Source organism: Terrisporobacter vanillatitrophus (genome assembly GCF_051148895.1).
In the GTDB taxonomy this organism is placed as follows: Bacteria; Bacillota; Clostridia; order Peptostreptococcales; family Peptostreptococcaceae; genus Terrisporobacter; species Terrisporobacter vanillatitrophus.
Genome location: NZ_CP154625.1, coordinates 1,816,672 through 1,835,559, shown reverse-complemented (window position 1 = coordinate 1,835,559; position 18,888 = coordinate 1,816,672). Strand labels below are relative to the sequence as shown.

The following is an 18,888-nucleotide window of genomic DNA, read 5'->3' as shown; positions in this document are numbered from 1 at the left end:
TCATCTATTATTACAGCAATTATAATCCCTATATAAAAGCTTATTAAATCCATCCATAAATAATATATAACTTAGATTGTATTTGATTTTTATTAATTGAGATATTAGGTAAGGTATCAATAAGTTTTTGTGCACTATCATACTCTTCTCTTTCTATGTATCTAAAAATTAATAATGACTTTGCATTATTACATAATTGTGGATTATCACAATTACCTACACGCTCAAACAGCTTTTCAATTTCTTTTTCGTACTTATATTTATTTTTCACACCATACATAAATAATGCACCCACATTTTTTGTAGGTGCATTTTTTATTCTAACTTTTTATAGATTTTACTCATTTAATAACTTCCTTTTTTCACATATTTGGTAATTATATGTAGTATTCTTCTAAATCCATTTGTGGTGTAAATGTTTTGCAACCACATTCACACTTATACACCTTTCTATTACTTACCTTATCAACCTCTACTGTAATATCTAGTTCATTTTTAACAACTCCACACTCACTACATCTCAAATCCATTGTATTTTTATCCTTTGGTATAAGATATATTACGTTACCTTCTTTTATTTTTCTCATTATCTCTCCTCCTTCTATTTTCTATTACTATTTTTTATTTTGATCAACACATACTATATATTTTCTTTTATAGTGTCTATTTTTTATTCGATTTCTAAAATTCTAGCAATTTTTATTTCCAACTATTTTATTCTATTTATTAATACCCCTTTTTTTAATTCTTAAAAATCGTCAATTTATTTTGTAACTTTTTGTTTCTTTTTCATCTTTCATGTTTAAACTCCCAAGTTAAAATGATAAATATTAAAATATTCTGACAATAAAAATAACCTATGGAACATATAACTTTGTTCCATAGGTCTTAATTTTGAATATAGTTTATACCTATCTATGTCAATATCTAATATTCAAGTTTTTTTATTAGTTATTAGTTTTTTCTACATATTTGCAATTTACTTCTATATGATTTAGGAAAAGTAGTAACCTTTCATAAAGTGGATTTACTTTCTCTCCAAATTTAACCTCAAGTTTTTTTCCTATTTCTTTAACTGTTTTTTCACCGTCAATTTCTAAAAATACTGCACTACTGTATTCATCTAGTTCAATTTTTTTATGAGTAGGAATTTTAAACTTTAGTTTTCTAAAAAGCTTTTGAATCTTATGGTCTTGTTTTTCAAGTATAGTAACTACTTTATCTTCATTTACTTCATATTCAATATTATCGCAAATTTTATAAACAATATCTAAAACTTCTTGATTAGTTTTCATTTTTCTTAATTTTAGATGCCATTATTGCCACAGTTGTAGCTATAACTAATAGAACTAATATTACTAGTGCCATCATGTTTCCAGCCGCGAATCCAGTTGGAACTTTAGGAGTTATAACTCCAGATACTTGTAAGATTATACCTATTAGACCTATTATAGATCCACCAGCAACTAATCCTGAAGATAAACTTATACCGTTAGAAACTCTGATTTCTTTCTCAGCAACATCTTTACACATTTTTTCAACGAATACACGTATTAATGCTCCAACTAATATTATAGAAGTTGTTGATATTGGTAAGTAGAATCCTATAGCTATAGTCATTATTGGTAAGTTTAATAAGAATAAGAATAAAGCCATAACTACACCAGTTATTATCATAACCCATGGTAAATCTCCTGACATTATACCAGAAGTTAATGTAGACATTAAGTTAGCTTGAGGTAGGGCAAATTGTGCATCTACTCCTGTAACAGCTAATTGATCAGCAAGTAATACTATTGTTCCTGTAACAACAACAACACCTACTATAGAAGCTATTGCAAATGCGTTTTGCATTTCTTTCTTATTTCCACCTATTACATAAGTAACTTTTTGAGATTGAGTATATCCTCCAGCTGTTGCTATTGCAACAACCATGAATGCAGCAAATAATAATAATGACTTATTATCAGCATTGCTAGTCCATCCCATCACAACAAACACTAATGTTAATATAACTAATGAAGCTATTGTCATTCCTGATACTGGAAGGTTAGATGTTCCTATTGTACCAGTTAAACGCCCTGCAACTATTACGAATAATAATGATAATATTAAAGAAACTATTGCTCCTACTATTGCCATTTTTACACTTCCAGATATCATGAATGCAGCTACGAATGCTATAACCATACCACCTATAAGTATTAACATTTCACCTGAGCTACCTTCAGAACTTCCGTCTTTAGCAGATCTTGCATTTAAAGTTTCTTTTACAGAAACAATTATTGTTGGTATAAGCTTTATTGCTCCTATTAAACCACCACAAAGCATCATACCTGCTCCTATGTATTTAACATAACTGCTAGATATTGCATTTACATCCATTTGGTTTATAACCATTGATGCATCATTCCATGAATTCATGTTGTTAGATGCCATATCAGTGAAGTAACCGATTAATGGAGCAATACCAAAGTTAGATAATATAGAACCAGCAAACATTGTTAAAGATACTTCTAATCCAACTATGAATCCTATACCTAATAATAAAGGATTTACTTCCATTGAGAACTTCCACTTGTAGAACTTACTTCCTAAGAATGTCATAGTGTTGTTAACTACATTTAAAAATGATCCTGTTAAAACATTTATAATACCACTTATTCCAAAACCTATTCCCATGAACTTGATAGCATCTCCGCCACCTTCAGAAGCAACAAGAGTTTCAGATATGGCCATTGACTCTGGATACATAAGTTTTCCATGTTCTTCTACTATTAAGTAGTTGTAAACTAATGATGAACATCCTATACCGAATAAACATCCTCCTACACCTACTACTAATCCTTCTAAGAATGTTATTTCACTTCCTATAAGGATAATTGCTGGTAATACAAAAATCATACCACTTGCTATAGATTCTCCACCACTTGACATACCTTGGATTATGTTTTTCCCAAGTATACCTTTTGACTTAGCGAATACTCCTATAAGCATTGAACCTATTATAGCACCAGGAATTCCTGCTGCGACTGTTAACCCTGATTTCATACCAGAGTAAGCTGTAGATGCTGCAAATAAAGCAGATAGTATAATACCAATTACTAATACTGCAAGGTTTGTACCTTTTTTTGACTTATCGTTTATATATGGTACATAATCTTTACCATGAACACCACCATAAGCCTCTTTTGATAATTTCTTATTCATATCAATTATTTCCTTTCTTTTCTAATCGTTATCAATTATAGCATAATTATGTAAATTTTGATATATTTTTTAAATTTAAAAACATTTTTTAAATATTTTTATTTTCTATATTATATTTTTCTATTTCCCCTAAATTTCACACTTTTAAGTCTTTTCACAAATTATATGATAGAGTAATCTTGAAACTAAAATAAGATGATTCCTGCCCTGCAGAAACCATCTTATTTATTAGAAATCCTTTTTTTATTATGCATTAACATAATGTCTTCCCTTTGGAATTATAAAGGGTGAATGTGATACTGGATCTTTTATAACCTGGCAGTCCAATCCAAATACTGTATCAATTAACTCTGATGTTATAACCTGATCTGGACTACCTTGTGCAATTAACTTACCCTTACGAAGAGCAAATATATAATCTGCATATCTAGCAGATAAATTTATATCATGAAGTACCATTACAATTGTTGTTCCTCTTCTATGATTTAAATCTGTTAGTAAATCAAGAATTTCTATTTGATAAGAAATATCTAGATAAGTAGTTGGTTCATCTAAAAGAAGTATATCTGTTTGTTGTGCAAGAGCCATGGCAATCCAAACTCTTTGACGTTGTCCTCCCGATAACTCATCTACACTTCTATTAGCAAGTTCTGATATTCCCATTATTTCAAGGGCTTCTTCTACAGCTTTAAAATCCTCTTTACTCATACCTTTGAAAAAGCCTTGATATGGGAATCTACCTCTTGAAACTAAATCCAAAACAGTTATACCTTCTGGAACTACTGGTGATTGAGGAAGTAACCCTAAAACTTGTGCCAACTGTTTAGAAGGCATTGCAGTGATTTTTTTACCATCAATAACAATATCTCCTGAAACAGGTTTAATTAATCTAGCAAGTGTTTTTAATAAAGTTGATTTTCCACACCCATTTGATCCTATAATAACACTAATTTTATTACTTGGAATGCTTAAATCTATGCCATCAATTATAATCTTCTTATCATATCCCGTTACTATATTTTTAGCTTCAAATGATTGTTCTTTCTTGTTCATTATCATTCTCCTCTCCTATTAATACATATCAATAAAAATAGCATATATGGTGCTCCTAAAATTCCTGTAATCACACCTACAGGGAATCTGGTACTAAATACAAATTGACCAATCATATCTGAACCAAGTACTAACAAAGCGCCAACTAAAGCTGATGATATAACATTTGGTGCTCCTTTTCCTACAAGTTTAGATCCTATTGGACCTGCTAAAAATGCAACGAATGCTATGGGCCCAGTAGTTGAAGTTGCAAAAGCAATTAAAAATACTGAACTTAAAATTAATATAATTCTAACTAAATTCATTTTAATACCAAGCGTAGTGGCAAATTCATCTCCCAGCTCTAAAACTTGAAGATATTTTGTTAAAAATAGAATAATAGTTCCAAATACAGCCACAACAATAAATAAACTTGGTACATTCTTCATAGTCATGCCATTTAAACTACCACTTAACCATCTAAGTGCACCTGCAACATCATATTGATTTGCTTTAAGTAATAAAAATGATGTAACAGCATTAAGCATTGCCTGTATTCCTATTCCAATTAGTATTAATCTACTACCTGAAAAACTTGAGCCATTAGACAATAAATATATAAGTACTGATATTACAAGACCTGATATAACAGCAACTATGGATACACTAGGTCCACTCATATGAAGTACTAATATACAAAATACTGCTGCAACACTAGAACCTGAAGTTACACCTATAATATCTGGACTTGCAAGTGGATTTCTAAGCATTGTTTGAAATGTATTTCCAGCTATGCCAAATGATATCCCAACTAAAAGTGCACAAAGCATTCTTGGTAAACGAAGGGTAGCTATGGCAAAGGATGCTCCTTTTATCTTTTCTCCGCTAAGAACTTTAAAAACCACATTTAAAGAATAATTAGTATTACCATATATAAGCATCATGGTGCAAAGACATATTGTTAATACTGCAAGTATAATAGTTACACTTATCATACGAGTTCTTCTTTGATGATAACCTTTTTTAATAATACTTTGAGTATTTTCTATCATATGCTTTTCACCTTCGCTTTCCTAGCTATAATAATAAGAATTGGAGCTCCTAAAAATGCTGTAATAATTCCAACTTCAAGCTCACTTGGGCTACCAATTAATCTTCCTATAACATCTGAAACTGTTAAAAGTATGGCCCCTCCCACAGCTGACATGGGAACTATACTTCTCATATTTCCACCAAAAATAAGACGTATAGTATGAGGTATCATAAGCCCTACAAATCCAATTGGTCCTGCAATAGCAGTAGTTGCCCCACATAATATGACACCAGCTATTGCACATATTATTCTTACAAGTCCTGTGTTTACACCTAATCCAGTAGCCACCTCATCTCCTAATGCCAAAGCATTAAGAGCAGGTGTGGCTATTATACTTATAATTAGCCCTATAACAAGAAATGGTAATATAGCATATATACCTTCCCATGTTGCACCACTTACACTTCCCACTTGCCAAAATCTATAAGCGTCCATAACATCAGCACGTGGAAGTATAAGCAAACTAACTAAAGATGATAAAATTGCACTAATTGCCGAACCTGCCAGGGCAAGTTTTATTGGAGTTATTCCTCCAGCTCCAATAGATGCTATAGCATATACACAAACAGCTGCTATAGTTGCTCCAGCAAGTGCAAACCATATGTATTCATTGGCTGTATTTATGCCAAAGAATGTAATTCCAGCTACAACAAACAAAGATGCACCAGTATTTACTCCTAAAATACTTGGGTCTGCTATTGGGTTTCTAGTAATAGATTGCATAAGGGCTCCTGATATTCCAAGAGAAGCCCCTGCAATAATACTAAAAACTGTTCTTGGTATACGTTCACGAACTACTAATGCATTGAAAGATACATCACTACTATCTCTTAAAGCATTTATCACTTGACTAAATTCCACATGTCTTGAACCCCATGCTAATGAAGCAAGTATACAAATACCAAGAAGAATAAAACTAACTAAATATATTCCTATCGTTTTTGATAATTTCATTTTATTTTATAACTGCGTATCTAATTATTTTACCTTAGATGCAGCTTCTCCAATTATCTTCAAATATTCATCTATTGTTGTAGGAATAGATAATGCACTAGGAGTACAAGATGCCGCTAATGATGATCCATCTTTTATAAGAGCAACTGATCCATTTTTTATTGCTGGTACTGTACCTAATAAAGAATCTTTTTGTAGTGAATCTAATAATTTGTCATCTCCATAAGTTACTATAATATCTGCATCTTTTAATTGATCAATGTTTTCCGCACTCATTTCAACAGCAAAACTAGTTTCATCTTCTGCTAACTTATTTAAGCTCTCTGGGAACTCTAATCCTAAATCAGTTAAATATGCAGCACGTGGATCTGCCGGAAGATATATATAAAACTTACCTAAATCTGCTGGATTAAAGTAACAAAATACTGCTGTTTTTCCTTTTAAATCTGAATACTCACCAGATTTTTCTGCTATTAATGTTTCTAGTTCTTTAACTAATGCATCACCTTCATCTTTTTTACCTATTGCACTAGCGTTCATAGTTATTTGTTCACGCCAGTATGTTTGCCATGCGTTTTTAGGGAATGCTACAACTGGAGCTATTTCACTTAATAAATCATATTCTTCTTGTGTTATTCCTGAGTAAGCAGCTAATATAACATCTGGGTTAGAATCACTTATAGCTTCATAATCTAATCCATCCACATCATCATAAACCACTGGGTTTTCTACACCTAATTCTTTATATTTTTCTGCTGTCCATGGTAATAAACCATTTTTATCTAATTCACCATAATTTCCTTTTGATACTCCTACTGGAACAATGCCTAATGCTAAAGGAACATCATGATTTCCCCAAGCTATTGTTGCAACATTTTTAGGTTCACTTTCTATTACTGTTTCTCCATATGCATGTTTAATTGTCATTGGATATGATACAGAACTATTTGTTTGTGAAGTTGTTCCTCCTTCACCTTGAGTTTTTGCACTTGTGCATCCTGTAATTAATAATGCACAAGCAATAATAATAGAGCCTAGCTTCTTAAATTTCATATGTATCTCCTTCATTTGGTTTTTTATGAATAATAATCATTATCAGTTACATCTAATTATCATTCTATCATCAGTTTATAATCTTGTAAATATTATTTTTCAAATATGAGATAAATTTTTGCACTTAATCACATTATTTATAAGAGATATTTGATACAATTTTAGTAGAATATTAGTACTTGAATTTGGAAACATAAGAGTGGAGGTTGGTCACATGGATTTGCTTAGCAAGACAACACTTAGAAAGCTCGTTCTTGAAAAAAGGGATGCAGTAGACATAGATACAAGAAAAAAATGGGATGAAGAAGTATTTAAAAGAATAATAAACAATGAATCATATATAAACTCCAATATTATATTTACTTTTGTAAGTTTTGGTAGTGAAGTAAATACTCATCAAATAATAAGCCTAGCGTTAAATGATAATAAAATTATTTATGTACCGAAAATCAAATCAAAAGAAAAGGGTATAGAGATATTTAGAATTAACAGTTTGTCTGATTTAAAAACTGGTTATTTTGGCATATTAGAACCATCGGAAAATTGTTCTGCAGCAGATAGTAGTGATATAGATCTTATACTCATGCCTGGTGTAGCTTTTGATAGGCAGGGAGGACGACTAGGATATGGGGCAGGATTTTATGACCGTTTTCTTACGAAAATGAGCAAAAGGGTTGAAAAAATTGCTTTAGCATATCAGCTTCAAGTAGTAGACCGTGTTCCCATGGAAAACTCTGATGTAAGAATAGATGGAATCATTACAAATGATTCATTTATTCATCTATAAATTCTAATTTTCCCAAAAGTAAAAGGGACTATAATCTTGGCTTATCCCTAGTGTAAGTCAAGGTTATAGTTTAGATATCTACTTAGTGCAACAGCCCCTTTATAGTATTAAATATTTTATTCATATGTAATCTACTTCATTATCTTTTTAACTAGGTTTACCTTTTCCTTGTATGGTGGAAATACCAACTTAAGATCTATTTTTGTACTTTTTTTAACTATTGATTTAGTATGTGTAAAAGTATCAAAGCTAGCCTTTCCATGATAGTTACCTATTCCAGAAGTTCCTACTCCACCAAAAGGTAAATGAGCAGATGCCACATGACTTATAGTGTCATTAACACATCCTCCTCCAAAAGTGAATCTTCTTATTATATCTTCACTAAAATCTTCATTTTCAGAAAATACATATAATGCCAATGGATTTTTATGTTTAGAAATATAATATTTTATGTCTTCCATATCTTTATACTTTATAACTGGAAGTATAGGTCCAAAAATTTCATCCTTCATAACACTATCTTCCAAAGTTACATCTCTAAGAATTGTTGGCGAAATATATCTTTGTTCAAAATTCACATCTCCACCAACTACTATTTTATTTTTGTCATTTTGGAGAATGTTGTTTAATCTATTCATATGTTTATGGTTTACTATTCTACCAAACTCTTTATTGTTTATAATATCATTTCCATAAAATTCAGTTATAGTGTTTTTAAGTTCTTCTATAATTTCTTCATATATATGTTCATGGGCCAATATATAATCAGGAGCCACACAAGTTTGACCTGCATTTGTTAACTTCCCCCACAATATACGTTTGGCACTTACTTTTAAGTTAGCTGTATTATCAACTATTACAGGAGATTTTCCCCCAAGTTCTAAAGTTACTGGTGTTAAATGCTTACTTGCTTTTTCCATTACTATTTTGCCAACATTTACACTACCAGTAAAGAATATATAGTCAAATTGTAAATCTAAAAGATCGCTATTTACTTTATAGTCACCTGTAACAACTGCAATATATTCTTCTTCAAAAGTTTCTTTTATGATTTTTTCTATTATAGTTTCAGTAGCAGTTGCATATTCAGAAGGTTTTAAAATCACTGTGTTTCCTCCTGCTATGGCACCAATTAATGGCTCTATAGTTAATTGGAATGGGTAGTTGTATGGTCCTATTATTAAAACAGCTCCATAGTGAGACTTATAAATATATGATTTACCAGGAAGTTGAGCTGCATCATTTTTTACCTTTTTAACTTTTGTCCAAGTTCTTAAGTTTTTTATTGCAAAGTCTATACTTCCATAGACAAATCCTACTTCGTTGGAGTAGGCTTCAAAAATATGTTTCCCCAAATCTTTATTTAGTGCATCAGTTATTTCATCTTCATATTTTTTTATTACATTTTTTAGTTTTTTTAAATTATCAATTCTTTTTTCCACATCTATTGTTCCAATATGGGATAAATAATTTCTTTGATTTTTTAATATATTTTCATATTTATTCATAATTAACCTCTTTTTATCCATTTATCGTTTTTGTTTATCTATATAATATTATACACAAATTTTCAATCATTAAAAAATCTATTCCCTATATAATAAAACTTTTAGGAGATAGATTTATAAATCTAAATTTAATTCTATATTTGCCGTTTCTAAGTCCAAGCCTTCTGTAATAGGAGCTTGTCGTTTAGCTTTAATTGCTTTTTGTGCAATAAGTACTTGTATGTCTGATATCAAAAGTCCTAAAAAAACAAGGAACATAGCCAAGTCATCTTCGTCAAGTTCTTCAGCCAAACTATAAGATAATGTGGCAGCTAATACTATAAGTTCAGCATAACTAAAATCGCAAAACTTGATATCATCTTTGCTATTTTTCTTTGAATTGCCATTTTTACTTGATTGTTTATTACTTTTCTTATCTGTGCTTTCCCTTTTTTTTCTTTTTTTAGCCACCTCAATTTCCTCCTTGCAAATCATACATGTAAATAAAAATCCATTTATTATTCATATGTTTTTAATTTACAAAAAAATAGTACTCTATAAAGAATACTATTTTTTTTATATAATTATGAATTTATTTTTCTACTTGCTAAACATTATACTTTCTTTTTCATCAACTTCTCCAAGAAGCAAATTCGTAATATCCGCATCAGATTTTATATTCCATTCATTATCTTTTTTAGTTAAATTAATTTGTCCAGTTCTAGTTTCAGCTTTGCTATTTTTAACTTTTTCTTCTAAGCTTTTTTCCACGTCAGATTGTTTTACATCTTTTCCAGTTAAACTTTCTTTCATACTCTCTTCCATAACTTCTAGTAATAAATTGCTATAATTAGGTCCTTTTACTTCTACCTTTACAGTTGCACTATCTTTATTAATTTTTTCAGATAATACCTTAGCATTTATTTTTGAAAGATACATTTTTAGTGATTCATCTAAAGTTTTGTTTTCTTTATTTGATTCACTGGATTTGTCAGATGTTTTGTCAGTTGTTGAAGTTTCACTAGTTTCTTCATTTAGTATTTCATCTGAAAGTGTGTTTTCTATAAATTTTTCCGCTTCTTTGCTATCACTTTTCTTTATGGATGAAAAATATGTGTTTACCACATCTGTAGGTGTTTCACTTTTACAACCAGTCATCATCATTGGTAAAAATAGCATAATCATAAGAAAAGTTAATCCGTTTTTTTTCATTTGTTTTATCCCCTTTGTTCTTTTTTATTTCATTAGTCATTTCCCCTAATTTTGTTGAATAATTTGTATATATCTATTTTCTTCTATAAGAGTGTAACATTTTTTATATATATAAATTGTTGTATTGTGGTGGATAAAACAAGAAATTATAGACTTTTTTTCTTATTATTTGATAAATTTTTCTCTTTTTGTTTTGTTTCCTTTTTTATTTTTGTAAAGTCTACATCAACAAACTTACCTTCTTTTATTTCAACTGCTTTCATATTTATTTTAAACTGTCTTTTGTAATCTCTAATTGTATTTAAGTTTTGATTAGTAACAATTGATATGGCAGTACCTTTTTTATCGCCTCTAGCACTTCTACCACATCTGTGTAAATATTCATTTTTGCTAGGTGGAAAATCTAAGTTGAATATATGACTAACATCAGGTATATCCAGTCCTCTAGCAGATAAATCAGAAGACACTAAAATAGTTGCTTTTCCACTTCTAAAAGAAGTCATTGCATTTTTTCTATCTTCTTTACTCATTTTACCTGAAATACATACAGCTTTGTATTTATGGTAGTTTAATTTTTCGTTAATAGCTTCTATACTATCTTCGTCATTTACAAAAACTATGGCTCTCTTAGCACTTACACTAGATAAAGCCTTTCTAAGAATTGTGAACTTTTCTCTTCTGTCACCATAGATGTACATATGATTTATATTTGGGTTTATAACTGACTGATCAGTAGCTTTTATGATTTCCATATCCTTCATCATATAATCACAGAAACTTTGAGATTTCTCATCTAAACTAGCTGTAAATCCTAAAAGTTGTCTATCTCTTAAAGTAGTTTTTATTATTTTTTCAACAATTCCTTCGCCTTTACCACTTACTAAGCTATCAACTTCGTCTAGTATTATAGTCTTTACATCATGTACTCTTAATTTTTTTTGTTGAATTAAATCAAGAAGTCTACCAGCAGTTCCTACTACTATATGAGGCTTCATTGCTTTTATATTTTTAATTTGTTTTTGGATATTAACTTCTCCTATTATGGCAAAAGTAGTTACATCTAAACCTGAGTTTTCTGCTAATAATTTAGATTGGTTTGCTATTTGCATTACTAATTCATGAGTCGGTGCAAGTACTAAAACTTGTGTCTCTCTCTTTGTTGTATCTATTTTTTCTATCATTGGAAGTAAGTAAGCTAAAGTTTTTCCACTTCCAGTTTCACTATTTACTAGTAAGTCTTTGTTTTCTCTTATTTTTTCTATTGTTAATGACTGAACCTTTGTTGGCTCTGTTATATTTTGCTTTACTAGTCCTTTTATAAGTTTTTCATTTATTACCAATTGATTAAATGTTTTCATTTGTTGCTCCTTTAATTTTAGTTAAGTTATATTATACACTTATATCATAAAATATGTCTATGAGTCCTTTTCTTACTATAACTTATTATATCCAAATATTTATGTTAAAAAAATCAAAAGGCATATATTTTCCAAATTAGAAAATACACGCCTTTTAATTTAATTTTATATTTATTTTCAAATTAAACTCTATGCAATTTGAGATATCTTTTCTCCATCTTCACTATCTTCTAAAACACCAAGTTTTTTAGCCACCATTTTAGTAGTACTAGCTTGTACTATTAAAGTTACAAGTATTGTCATAAATACTACTGATGATATTATTTCATATCCTGGAATTTTCATAGAAACTATTATTCCTGATAGGGCAGCTGGTATAACTCCTGTTTCCCTAACCCACATCATAAATAATCTATCTTTAAAAGTCCAGTTTGCACTTTTATCAAAAGCTGTACATATTAAGATTGAAAGTGGTCTTGCCACAAACATTAATACTAAAACAATTAGTAGCGATGGCGCCCAATATGTTGCAAGAGCTCCTAAGTCTACTTGTGTCCCAAGTACTACAAATATTGACATACGACACATTGTACCTAAACTTTCTGAAAAATGTTGTACTGATTGGAAGTCGTATTCTGGTATCCATAGTCCAAATAATTTTTTGTTTCCACAAATTAAACCTGCTATAAATACTGCCATATATCCACTACCACCAAGTTTAACTGCTATTTCATAAGCTAGGGCAACTATTAATAAAGACATTATTGGTGCATAAGAGTGAAATACTCCTATTTTTTTATCTGACATAAATACTGTTAATAAATATCCTATTATTACACCTATACCAATACCTACACCTGCTGATACAAGTAATTCTTTTATACTAGCAAGGGCAGAAAACTCACCACTAGTTACAACTCCTAATAATGTAGAAACTAATATAGCTCCCACCGCATCATTAAATGCTGACTCACTTACTACTGTTTGTTTTATTTTATCCTTTATAGTAACTTGTTTAAAAACTGGTATAAGAGCCGCTGGGTCAGTTGATGCTACCACTGCTCCTATAAGTAAAGCTGTTACCATTGGAATTCCAAAAACTTTACCTGATACTACACCTACTACAACAGCTGATACTATAACACCTACTGTTGACAACATTCCTACGCTTATTTTAACTTTATTTAATACTTTTAAATTTATTTCTTTTCCACCTTCAAACAATATGAATGCTGATCCAAATGTTAATATAAGGTTATTTTCCACTGGAAAAGATTGTACGCTTATTATGTTTAAAACTGCTGGTCCTATTATTATTCCTGCTATTAAATAAAGTATTACGTCTGGAATTTTTAATATTTCACTTAATCTACCTAACACAATTCCTGTAACACCTATTGTTGCAAATATAAAAATTAAATGATTAGTTGCTATTGCTTCGATTGTACTTTCCATATTTATTTTCTCCCTCTTCTTGATTAACAATTGCTAATTATATTCCTTTAATTTAATTAAGTCAATAAGAAAAGTAAATATTATCACCATTTTTTTCCTGGTATTTGCAGTATATTTAGTAATTTTTTACATTATTTACATAATTTTACCAACTAAATTGCAAAAGTTGTATCTAACTTTAGTATAAAATCTTCTTTTATTATATAAGTAGAAAGTGAGCTCACAAAAAAATTTAAGGAGGTAATAATATGGCAGTAGTTTCAACTCCCAATGCTTCATCTATAAAGGTTAAATTTGATCATGGTACAGATTTAAATGGAGACAGAATAGTAAAAACTAAGACTTTTTCAAGTATAAAATCAGGTGCTTCAAACGATGATGTTATGGCTGTAGTAAATGCTCTAGCAGCTATGCAACAACACACTTTAACTGGCACAAACAGAGTGGACAACTCTTCTTTATCAGAGTAATAAAATTCTCTTTACTTAATTAATTTTTAGGAGGTTAAAATATGGATGAAAAAAAACTTATAATGACGTTTAAAAACACTTTAGGTAATAGCTTTTCTGTTACTGTTGAAGATCCAAGGGATGATCTTTTGGAACAAGAGATAATAGATGCTATGAACTTAATAAAAGATAGAAATATCTTCCAACCAAAGGGGTATGACATAGTCACTTGTGTATCTGCTAAGGTAGTTGATTCTACAACTACTGAGTACGATTTAGAAGTATAGTTTTCAGGTGATATATATGGATAATATTCAATCTATGATAGCAAATCTTGGTTTTCCCATTGCTATTTCTCTCTATTTATTGGTGAGAATAGAAGGAAAGTTGCAAGCTTTGACTGATAGTATAAATGAGCTATCCAACAATATTATTAAAATGAATAGATAAAGTAAATATATAAAGAATTTATCATGTTTTAAATGATAAATATAGTCTGTATAAAGATTTTGATGAGTCTTAAAATAAAATTTAAATAGTAATGTAAAAATCAGGTAGATAAATCTTATCTACCTGATTTTTATGATATAAAAGTTGCAAATATAATTTGTTACTATTTTAATGGAACTTTAAACTCACAAAGTACATCTTTCTCCTGTTTGCTCTTATCTATAACTTGTATCAAAATATATTTTGAGTCTTTTGAAATAGGAGTAAACTTATCATATTCTATCGTTCCTAAATCACTTTCTAAATTATAGCTAAAAGTAAGACCCTCTAAGAATTTACCTTTATCATCATAAGCCAACATATATGGATGGGGAGCATTACGTGGAATATCCATCTCTATCTCTGTAGTATTTGGTGTTAAAAGTATCTTATTTAATTTAAATTTATTATTTTCTAAATTTGGTTCATAAGCTATATTTTTACTATCATCCTTTTTAACAGCTATGTTATAACTCCAATTACCTTTTACAATCTTATCTCCCTCCTTAGATGTATATCCTCTGAGTTTTGATATGTTAATACTTAAATTAAATCTTGGTGTTACATCAACACCTTTTTTTACAAGGGGCATTAAATCGATACACTGAATTATTGCATATGTGTTTTTATCTATTTTTTTGCTTACAGTATTATCAACTTGTAATTTTTCATTACTAAAACTAGCCATTACATCCCCATCATTTTCAGCATCATTTATACGGATACGATCCATATCATCTAAATGCCTATTTTCCGATTCTAATAAATAGCTTATATATATGTTACTTCCGTCACAGTAAGCCTCTTGTACTGTAATTCCTATATCTTTGTTTATAACTTTTTCATTTAATGCACTTCCATTTTTGCTATTAATATTCTTGATAAATGGTTGTTTCTCTGATAACTCTTTGTCTTTTTTCAAAGTATTTATTATATTTCCTAAAAAAGGCACCTTATCTGCTAATGCTGGATTTAAAATAGTCACTCCTAAAAATATAACAACAGTAGCTGCTACTGATAAACATGCATTTTTAATCCTTCTTTTCTTTATATTTTCTTTTCTAATTAAATTTCTTGCTTCATCTATTTTTGTATTTACACAATTTGGTATTGTATTATCATCTAAAAATTTATTGTTTTTGTTCATTTTCATACCTCCTTATCTCATAGCAAAGCTTTGTCTTAGTTTTATTTTAGCCCTTGATATTCTGGACTTTATAGTACCCTCTGGCTCTTTTAATATTTCGCTTATTTCCCTAGTATTAAACTGCGATATATAATAAAGAGACACAACTAACTTTTGTTCTTTTGATAAATCATTTAGCATATCTTCTATTTCAAATTTGCTTAAAAACTCCTGTATATATCCTTCTTCTACATAATCATCTAATATTACTGTTTCTTTATTTTTAGAGATTATATCCTTGCATTTATTGATTAATATTTTAGTTAACCATGTTTTAAAATATGAATCATTCTTAAGAGATTTTATATTTCTATAAGCTGATATTACTGTTTCTTGTATGGTATCTGCCACATCTTCATCATTATTTAATATAGCTCTTCCTGCCTTATACAATGAAATTTTATTTATTTCCATAAGATTAAAGAAGGCTTCTTCATCTCCTTTTTTGGCCTTTTTGATCAAGTTTTCCATTATTTCCTCCTGATTTAATATGTACATATTACTATTCAAAATTTTGATTTATTTCTTTTTCACTTATTAGACTAGTGTTTTTCCCTATATAGTTGCATTTATTTTTAATTAATAATATTTATTATATCGCCTAGGTTATATATTTTTGAGATTATTTTCTATTATATATTATTTAAATGTATACATATGAGGATGGTGTTGAAGTATTGTATACAGAAAATATAGTCTATATAAAGATTTTGATCAGTCTTAAAATAAACTTTAAATAGCTACCATGTTTCTTTTTCCCATAAAAATACAGCCTCCTACAATAGTTAAATATTATATGAGGCTGTTGAGTTTTGTTATTTACAAATTTTTTCACATACTCAAAATAGTAGTTTATTACTTTTTATTATTTTTATAATTCCTTACACCAAAATATGCAATTACAATAACTACTACAACTACAAAATAAGTCCAAGGAAAAGTTTCTATACCCACTCTTATACCCCCTTTTTATATGTAATGTACATGAAAATCAAATAGCATATAGTATCTGGTTCATAATATATTATACCATTATTTCCCATATATATGACAGTTAGCTAACTTTAATATACCTATTCTAGTATTTGAATAGGAATTATTTACCTGCTAATCTTTTTAATTGTAGCTCTGTCATTCCATATTTCATTCTAAGCTGGTTAATGTTTTTGCCGTTATATGTTCTTGCAATTTCTCTGTTCCTCTCTCCCATAGTTACTCTGTGATAAACTGGTATGTACACATTACTTCCTCCATAAAGTTTACTTAGTTTCAAAAAATTCTCCATTCCTATAATTTCAACCATTGTATGTAAGTTATAAGGTATATCATCCATTAAAACATTCATAATTTCTCCCCCTTTTTTATTAAAATATATTTAAAATCATTTTCTACTAGGCATTATGTAAGTGTGTATAGTTTTTTAATCGGTAGTTATTACTTCTTTCATTAAAAGTTATAATATTGTCTTTTGCCATTTCCACAAGTCTACTTCCCACAGCTTCGTCCCAGCTTATTATTTCATCCATAGTTTTTTCTGTTGAAATAATTAGTGGCATGTTTTTTAAATATCTACTGTTTATGATTCTGTAAATATAATTAAGATCTGCTGCTGTAATTTTCCCCTTCAAAAAATCATCTATAAAAAGCACTCTGGGATTTAAGTACTTGTCCATTTCTCTTATGAAATTCTCCTCGTCAGTTACACATTGTTTCAGATTCATCATCATGGAATTGTACTCCACATAGCGACAACCCACATTTTGATTTATTAAATTGAGCATGGCAGCTATTCCCAAATGTGTCTTTCCTGAGCCAGGGCGACCACAAATTATGAGAGAAGAATTATTATCTACAAAATCATTGCAAAATTTAAGTGCCTGATGTCTTGCTTTAATTTGATATTTTTTTGCACACTCATAAGAGCTAAAAGTCTTTTCCTTAAAAGCTTCACTTAGGCCGCACTTATCCAATTTTTCCAGTGACTGTTTTTTTGCTAAACATTCACAAGGTATGGCAACTTCACAGTTATGGCTGTTTTTCTCAAATACGTAGCCAAAATCTCTGCATTTTTTACAGTCATAATTATCTTCAACAGTTTTGCAGTTTTTCATTAGTTTTTTCATTCTTTCAAGTAGTTTTGCATCCATATGCTCCCCCCTACACTACTCCCAGCTTGGCCTCAAGCTCTTTTATTTCTTTTAACATTGCCTCGTCAATTTCTTCATCATAATCTTCATGATTTTCTATGGAAGTTTTCTTGTTTTTAGACGTACTTATCCTATTTTCTTTATTCAAAAGCTCTATTTCCTTAGCTTTGTACTGATCTAGGGTAAATATTTTGTCATTTATCCATTTTTTGATTATGCCTTTTAAGTAAGACGGCGTTACAACAGACTTATCAATGCATATTTCTATGGCTTTGTTAAAAAGGTCTGCCTGGATTTTTTCTGATATTTCAATAAACCAATCTCTATTTGCTGGATAAATTGGTCCTATGTTTGACTCATAAAGCTTAGTGATTTTGCTTAAGTTTTTATCAGCAGTTTTTATTTTTTTAGTTTTGTCACTTAAATAAGTCACACATGCTTTTTCTTTGTTTGTATTTTTATCTATATCTTTCTCTATATCTATTTCTATATCTATTTCTTTCTCTTTCTCTAGCGTTTCATTTTTGTTACCACCTGTTTCATCAACGTTACACCCTGTTTCATTTTTGTTACTGTCCGTTTCAATTTCTTCTATTAAATTATCTTTTTTATTTTCTCTGTGTTTTCTAACACGTTTAGTAGTTTTATCTTCACTACCTGTTAATTCAAAAGCCTCCAAAAGAACATACTCACTTTCACTTACACATTCTATAAGATTTTGTTTTTTTAAATACTCCACTGTTTCTTTTACTAACTTTGGATCTTCATCTATTTCAAGGGCTAAATCTTCTTCAAAAGTATCTTCCACATATTCAAATATTAATTTATTGTCGTTTTCCAAAGATAAAGCAAGTAGTTCTAAATATATAAGCACTTTTTCATTTCCATTTTTACTTTGCTTTAATTTTTTTACTGATTTTTGTCTAAAAAAATTTCTTTGAACTTTTAACCAATAATATCTCTTTCCCATTTTATT

The 18,888-nt window shown here is 29.4% G+C and carries 22 protein-coding genes; 4 read left to right on the top strand and 18 right to left on the bottom strand.

Features of this window, described 5'->3' with window-relative positions; all coding sequences use genetic code 11:
* Positions 1 to 43: 43 nt before the first annotated feature.
* The 8 genes from TVTCOM_RS09265 to TVTCOM_RS09230 all read right to left on the bottom strand — a co-directional run bounded on the left by TVTCOM_RS09265 (position 44) and on the right by TVTCOM_RS09230 (position 7,342).
* Positions 44 to 295: a hypothetical protein gene (locus tag TVTCOM_RS09265; protein WP_434799537.1), complete on the bottom strand. Its 252-nt coding sequence runs from the start codon at positions 293 to 295 to the stop codon at positions 44 to 46.
* Between the two features lie 82 nt (positions 296 to 377).
* On the bottom strand, positions 378 to 587 hold the full coding sequence (locus TVTCOM_RS09260; protein WP_434799536.1) for a hypothetical protein: 210 nt from the start codon (positions 585 to 587) through the stop codon (positions 378 to 380).
* A gap of 360 nt (positions 588 to 947) precedes the next feature.
* Complete coding sequence (locus TVTCOM_RS09255; RefSeq protein ID WP_434799535.1) at positions 948 to 1,295, bottom strand: PqqD family peptide modification chaperone; 348 nt, start codon at positions 1,293 to 1,295, stop codon at positions 948 to 950.
* On the bottom strand, positions 1,285 to 3,210 hold the full coding sequence (locus TVTCOM_RS09250; RefSeq protein ID WP_434799534.1) for an OPT family oligopeptide transporter: 1,926 nt from the start codon (positions 3,208 to 3,210) through the stop codon (positions 1,285 to 1,287). Before TVTCOM_RS09250 ends, TVTCOM_RS09255 begins: the two co-directional genes overlap by 11 nt.
* 246 nt (positions 3,211 to 3,456) lie before the next feature.
* Positions 3,457 to 4,263: an ABC transporter ATP-binding protein gene (locus tag TVTCOM_RS09245; protein WP_434799533.1), complete on the bottom strand. Its 807-nt coding sequence runs from the start codon at positions 4,261 to 4,263 to the stop codon at positions 3,457 to 3,459.
* A gap of 2 nt (positions 4,264 to 4,265) precedes the next feature.
* Positions 4,266 to 5,294 (bottom strand): FecCD family ABC transporter permease, encoded by a 1,029-nt coding sequence (locus TVTCOM_RS09240; protein ID WP_434799532.1) that lies wholly within the window; start codon positions 5,292 to 5,294, stop codon positions 4,266 to 4,268.
* A complete protein-coding gene (locus TVTCOM_RS09235) occupies positions 5,291 to 6,289 on the bottom strand; it encodes a FecCD family ABC transporter permease (protein ID WP_434799531.1) in 999 nt (332 codons plus the stop codon). Before TVTCOM_RS09235 ends, TVTCOM_RS09240 begins: the two co-directional genes overlap by 4 nt.
* Positions 6,290 to 6,313: 24 nt before the next feature.
* A complete protein-coding gene (locus tag TVTCOM_RS09230) occupies positions 6,314 to 7,342 on the bottom strand; it encodes an iron-siderophore ABC transporter substrate-binding protein (protein ID WP_434799530.1) in 1,029 nt (342 codons plus the stop codon).
* Positions 7,343 to 7,556: 214 nt separating this feature from the next.
* On the opposite strand from TVTCOM_RS09230, the gene TVTCOM_RS09225 reads away from it, so the two are divergent.
* Positions 7,557 to 8,129 (top strand): 5-formyltetrahydrofolate cyclo-ligase, encoded by a 573-nt coding sequence (locus TVTCOM_RS09225; RefSeq protein ID WP_434799529.1) that lies wholly within the window; start codon positions 7,557 to 7,559, stop codon positions 8,127 to 8,129.
* 131 nt (positions 8,130 to 8,260) lie between these two features.
* On the opposite strand, the gene TVTCOM_RS09220 is transcribed toward TVTCOM_RS09225, so the two are convergent.
* The 5 genes from TVTCOM_RS09220 to TVTCOM_RS09200 all read right to left on the bottom strand — a co-directional run bounded on the left by TVTCOM_RS09220 (position 8,261) and on the right by TVTCOM_RS09200 (position 13,641).
* Positions 8,261 to 9,637, bottom strand: a complete 1,377-nt coding sequence (locus tag TVTCOM_RS09220; RefSeq protein ID WP_434799528.1) for an aldehyde dehydrogenase — start codon at positions 9,635 to 9,637, stop codon at positions 8,261 to 8,263.
* Positions 9,638 to 9,751: 114 nt separating this feature from the next.
* Positions 9,752 to 10,087, bottom strand: coding sequence for a hypothetical protein (locus TVTCOM_RS09215; protein WP_434799527.1), 336 nt, complete (start codon positions 10,085 to 10,087; stop codon positions 9,752 to 9,754).
* A gap of 129 nt (positions 10,088 to 10,216) precedes the next feature.
* The gene (locus tag TVTCOM_RS09210; protein WP_434799526.1) at positions 10,217 to 10,828 is read right to left on the bottom strand and encodes a hypothetical protein; all 612 of its coding nucleotides are present in this window, start codon (positions 10,826 to 10,828) and stop codon (positions 10,217 to 10,219) included.
* A gap of 146 nt (positions 10,829 to 10,974) precedes the next feature.
* Positions 10,975 to 12,186: a DEAD/DEAH box helicase gene (locus TVTCOM_RS09205; RefSeq protein WP_434799525.1), complete on the bottom strand. Its 1,212-nt coding sequence runs from the start codon at positions 12,184 to 12,186 to the stop codon at positions 10,975 to 10,977.
* Positions 12,187 to 12,375: 189 nt separating this feature from the next.
* Positions 12,376 to 13,641 (bottom strand): cation:proton antiporter, encoded by a 1,266-nt coding sequence (locus TVTCOM_RS09200; protein ID WP_434799524.1) that lies wholly within the window; start codon positions 13,639 to 13,641, stop codon positions 12,376 to 12,378.
* Positions 13,642 to 13,889: 248 nt separating this feature from the next.
* On the opposite strand from TVTCOM_RS09200, the gene TVTCOM_RS09195 reads away from it, so the two are divergent.
* The 3 genes from TVTCOM_RS09195 to TVTCOM_RS09185 are packed head-to-tail and all read left to right on the top strand — an operon-like array spanning position 13,890 to position 14,540.
* Positions 13,890 to 14,111 (top strand): DUF1659 domain-containing protein, encoded by a 222-nt coding sequence (locus tag TVTCOM_RS09195; RefSeq protein WP_434799523.1) that lies wholly within the window; start codon positions 13,890 to 13,892, stop codon positions 14,109 to 14,111.
* A 41-nt stretch (positions 14,112 to 14,152) separates the two neighbouring features.
* Positions 14,153 to 14,377 carry a DUF2922 domain-containing protein gene (locus TVTCOM_RS09190; RefSeq protein WP_434799522.1) on the top strand — a complete coding sequence of 75 codons (225 nt, stop codon included), beginning with the start codon at positions 14,153 to 14,155 and terminating at the stop codon, positions 14,375 to 14,377.
* 16 nt (positions 14,378 to 14,393) lie between these two features.
* Positions 14,394 to 14,540 carry a YvrJ family protein gene (locus TVTCOM_RS09185; RefSeq protein ID WP_434799521.1) on the top strand — a complete coding sequence of 49 codons (147 nt, stop codon included), beginning with the start codon at positions 14,394 to 14,396 and terminating at the stop codon, positions 14,538 to 14,540.
* 163 nt (positions 14,541 to 14,703) lie between these two features.
* Here TVTCOM_RS09185 and TVTCOM_RS09180 read toward each other — a convergent pair whose 3' ends face one another.
* The 5 genes from TVTCOM_RS09180 to TVTCOM_RS09160 form a co-directional block, all read right to left on the bottom strand.
* Complete coding sequence (locus tag TVTCOM_RS09180) at positions 14,704 to 15,726, bottom strand: DUF4179 domain-containing protein (protein WP_434799520.1); 1,023 nt, start codon at positions 15,724 to 15,726, stop codon at positions 14,704 to 14,706.
* Positions 15,727 to 15,738: 12 nt separating this feature from the next.
* On the bottom strand, positions 15,739 to 16,236 hold the full coding sequence (locus tag TVTCOM_RS09175) for an RNA polymerase sigma factor (protein ID WP_434799519.1): 498 nt from the start codon (positions 16,234 to 16,236) through the stop codon (positions 15,739 to 15,741).
* A gap of 625 nt (positions 16,237 to 16,861) precedes the next feature.
* Entirely contained in the window at positions 16,862 to 17,110 is a 249-nt protein-coding gene (locus TVTCOM_RS09170) for a Mor transcription activator family protein (RefSeq protein WP_434799518.1), read from the bottom strand.
* A gap of 46 nt (positions 17,111 to 17,156) precedes the next feature.
* Complete coding sequence (locus tag TVTCOM_RS09165; RefSeq protein WP_434799517.1) at positions 17,157 to 17,912, bottom strand: ATP-binding protein; 756 nt, start codon at positions 17,910 to 17,912, stop codon at positions 17,157 to 17,159.
* 10 nt (positions 17,913 to 17,922) lie between these two features.
* Entirely contained in the window at positions 17,923 to 18,882 is a 960-nt protein-coding gene (locus TVTCOM_RS09160) for a phage replisome organizer N-terminal domain-containing protein (protein WP_434799516.1), read from the bottom strand.
* Positions 18,883 to 18,888 lie beyond the last annotated feature (6 nt).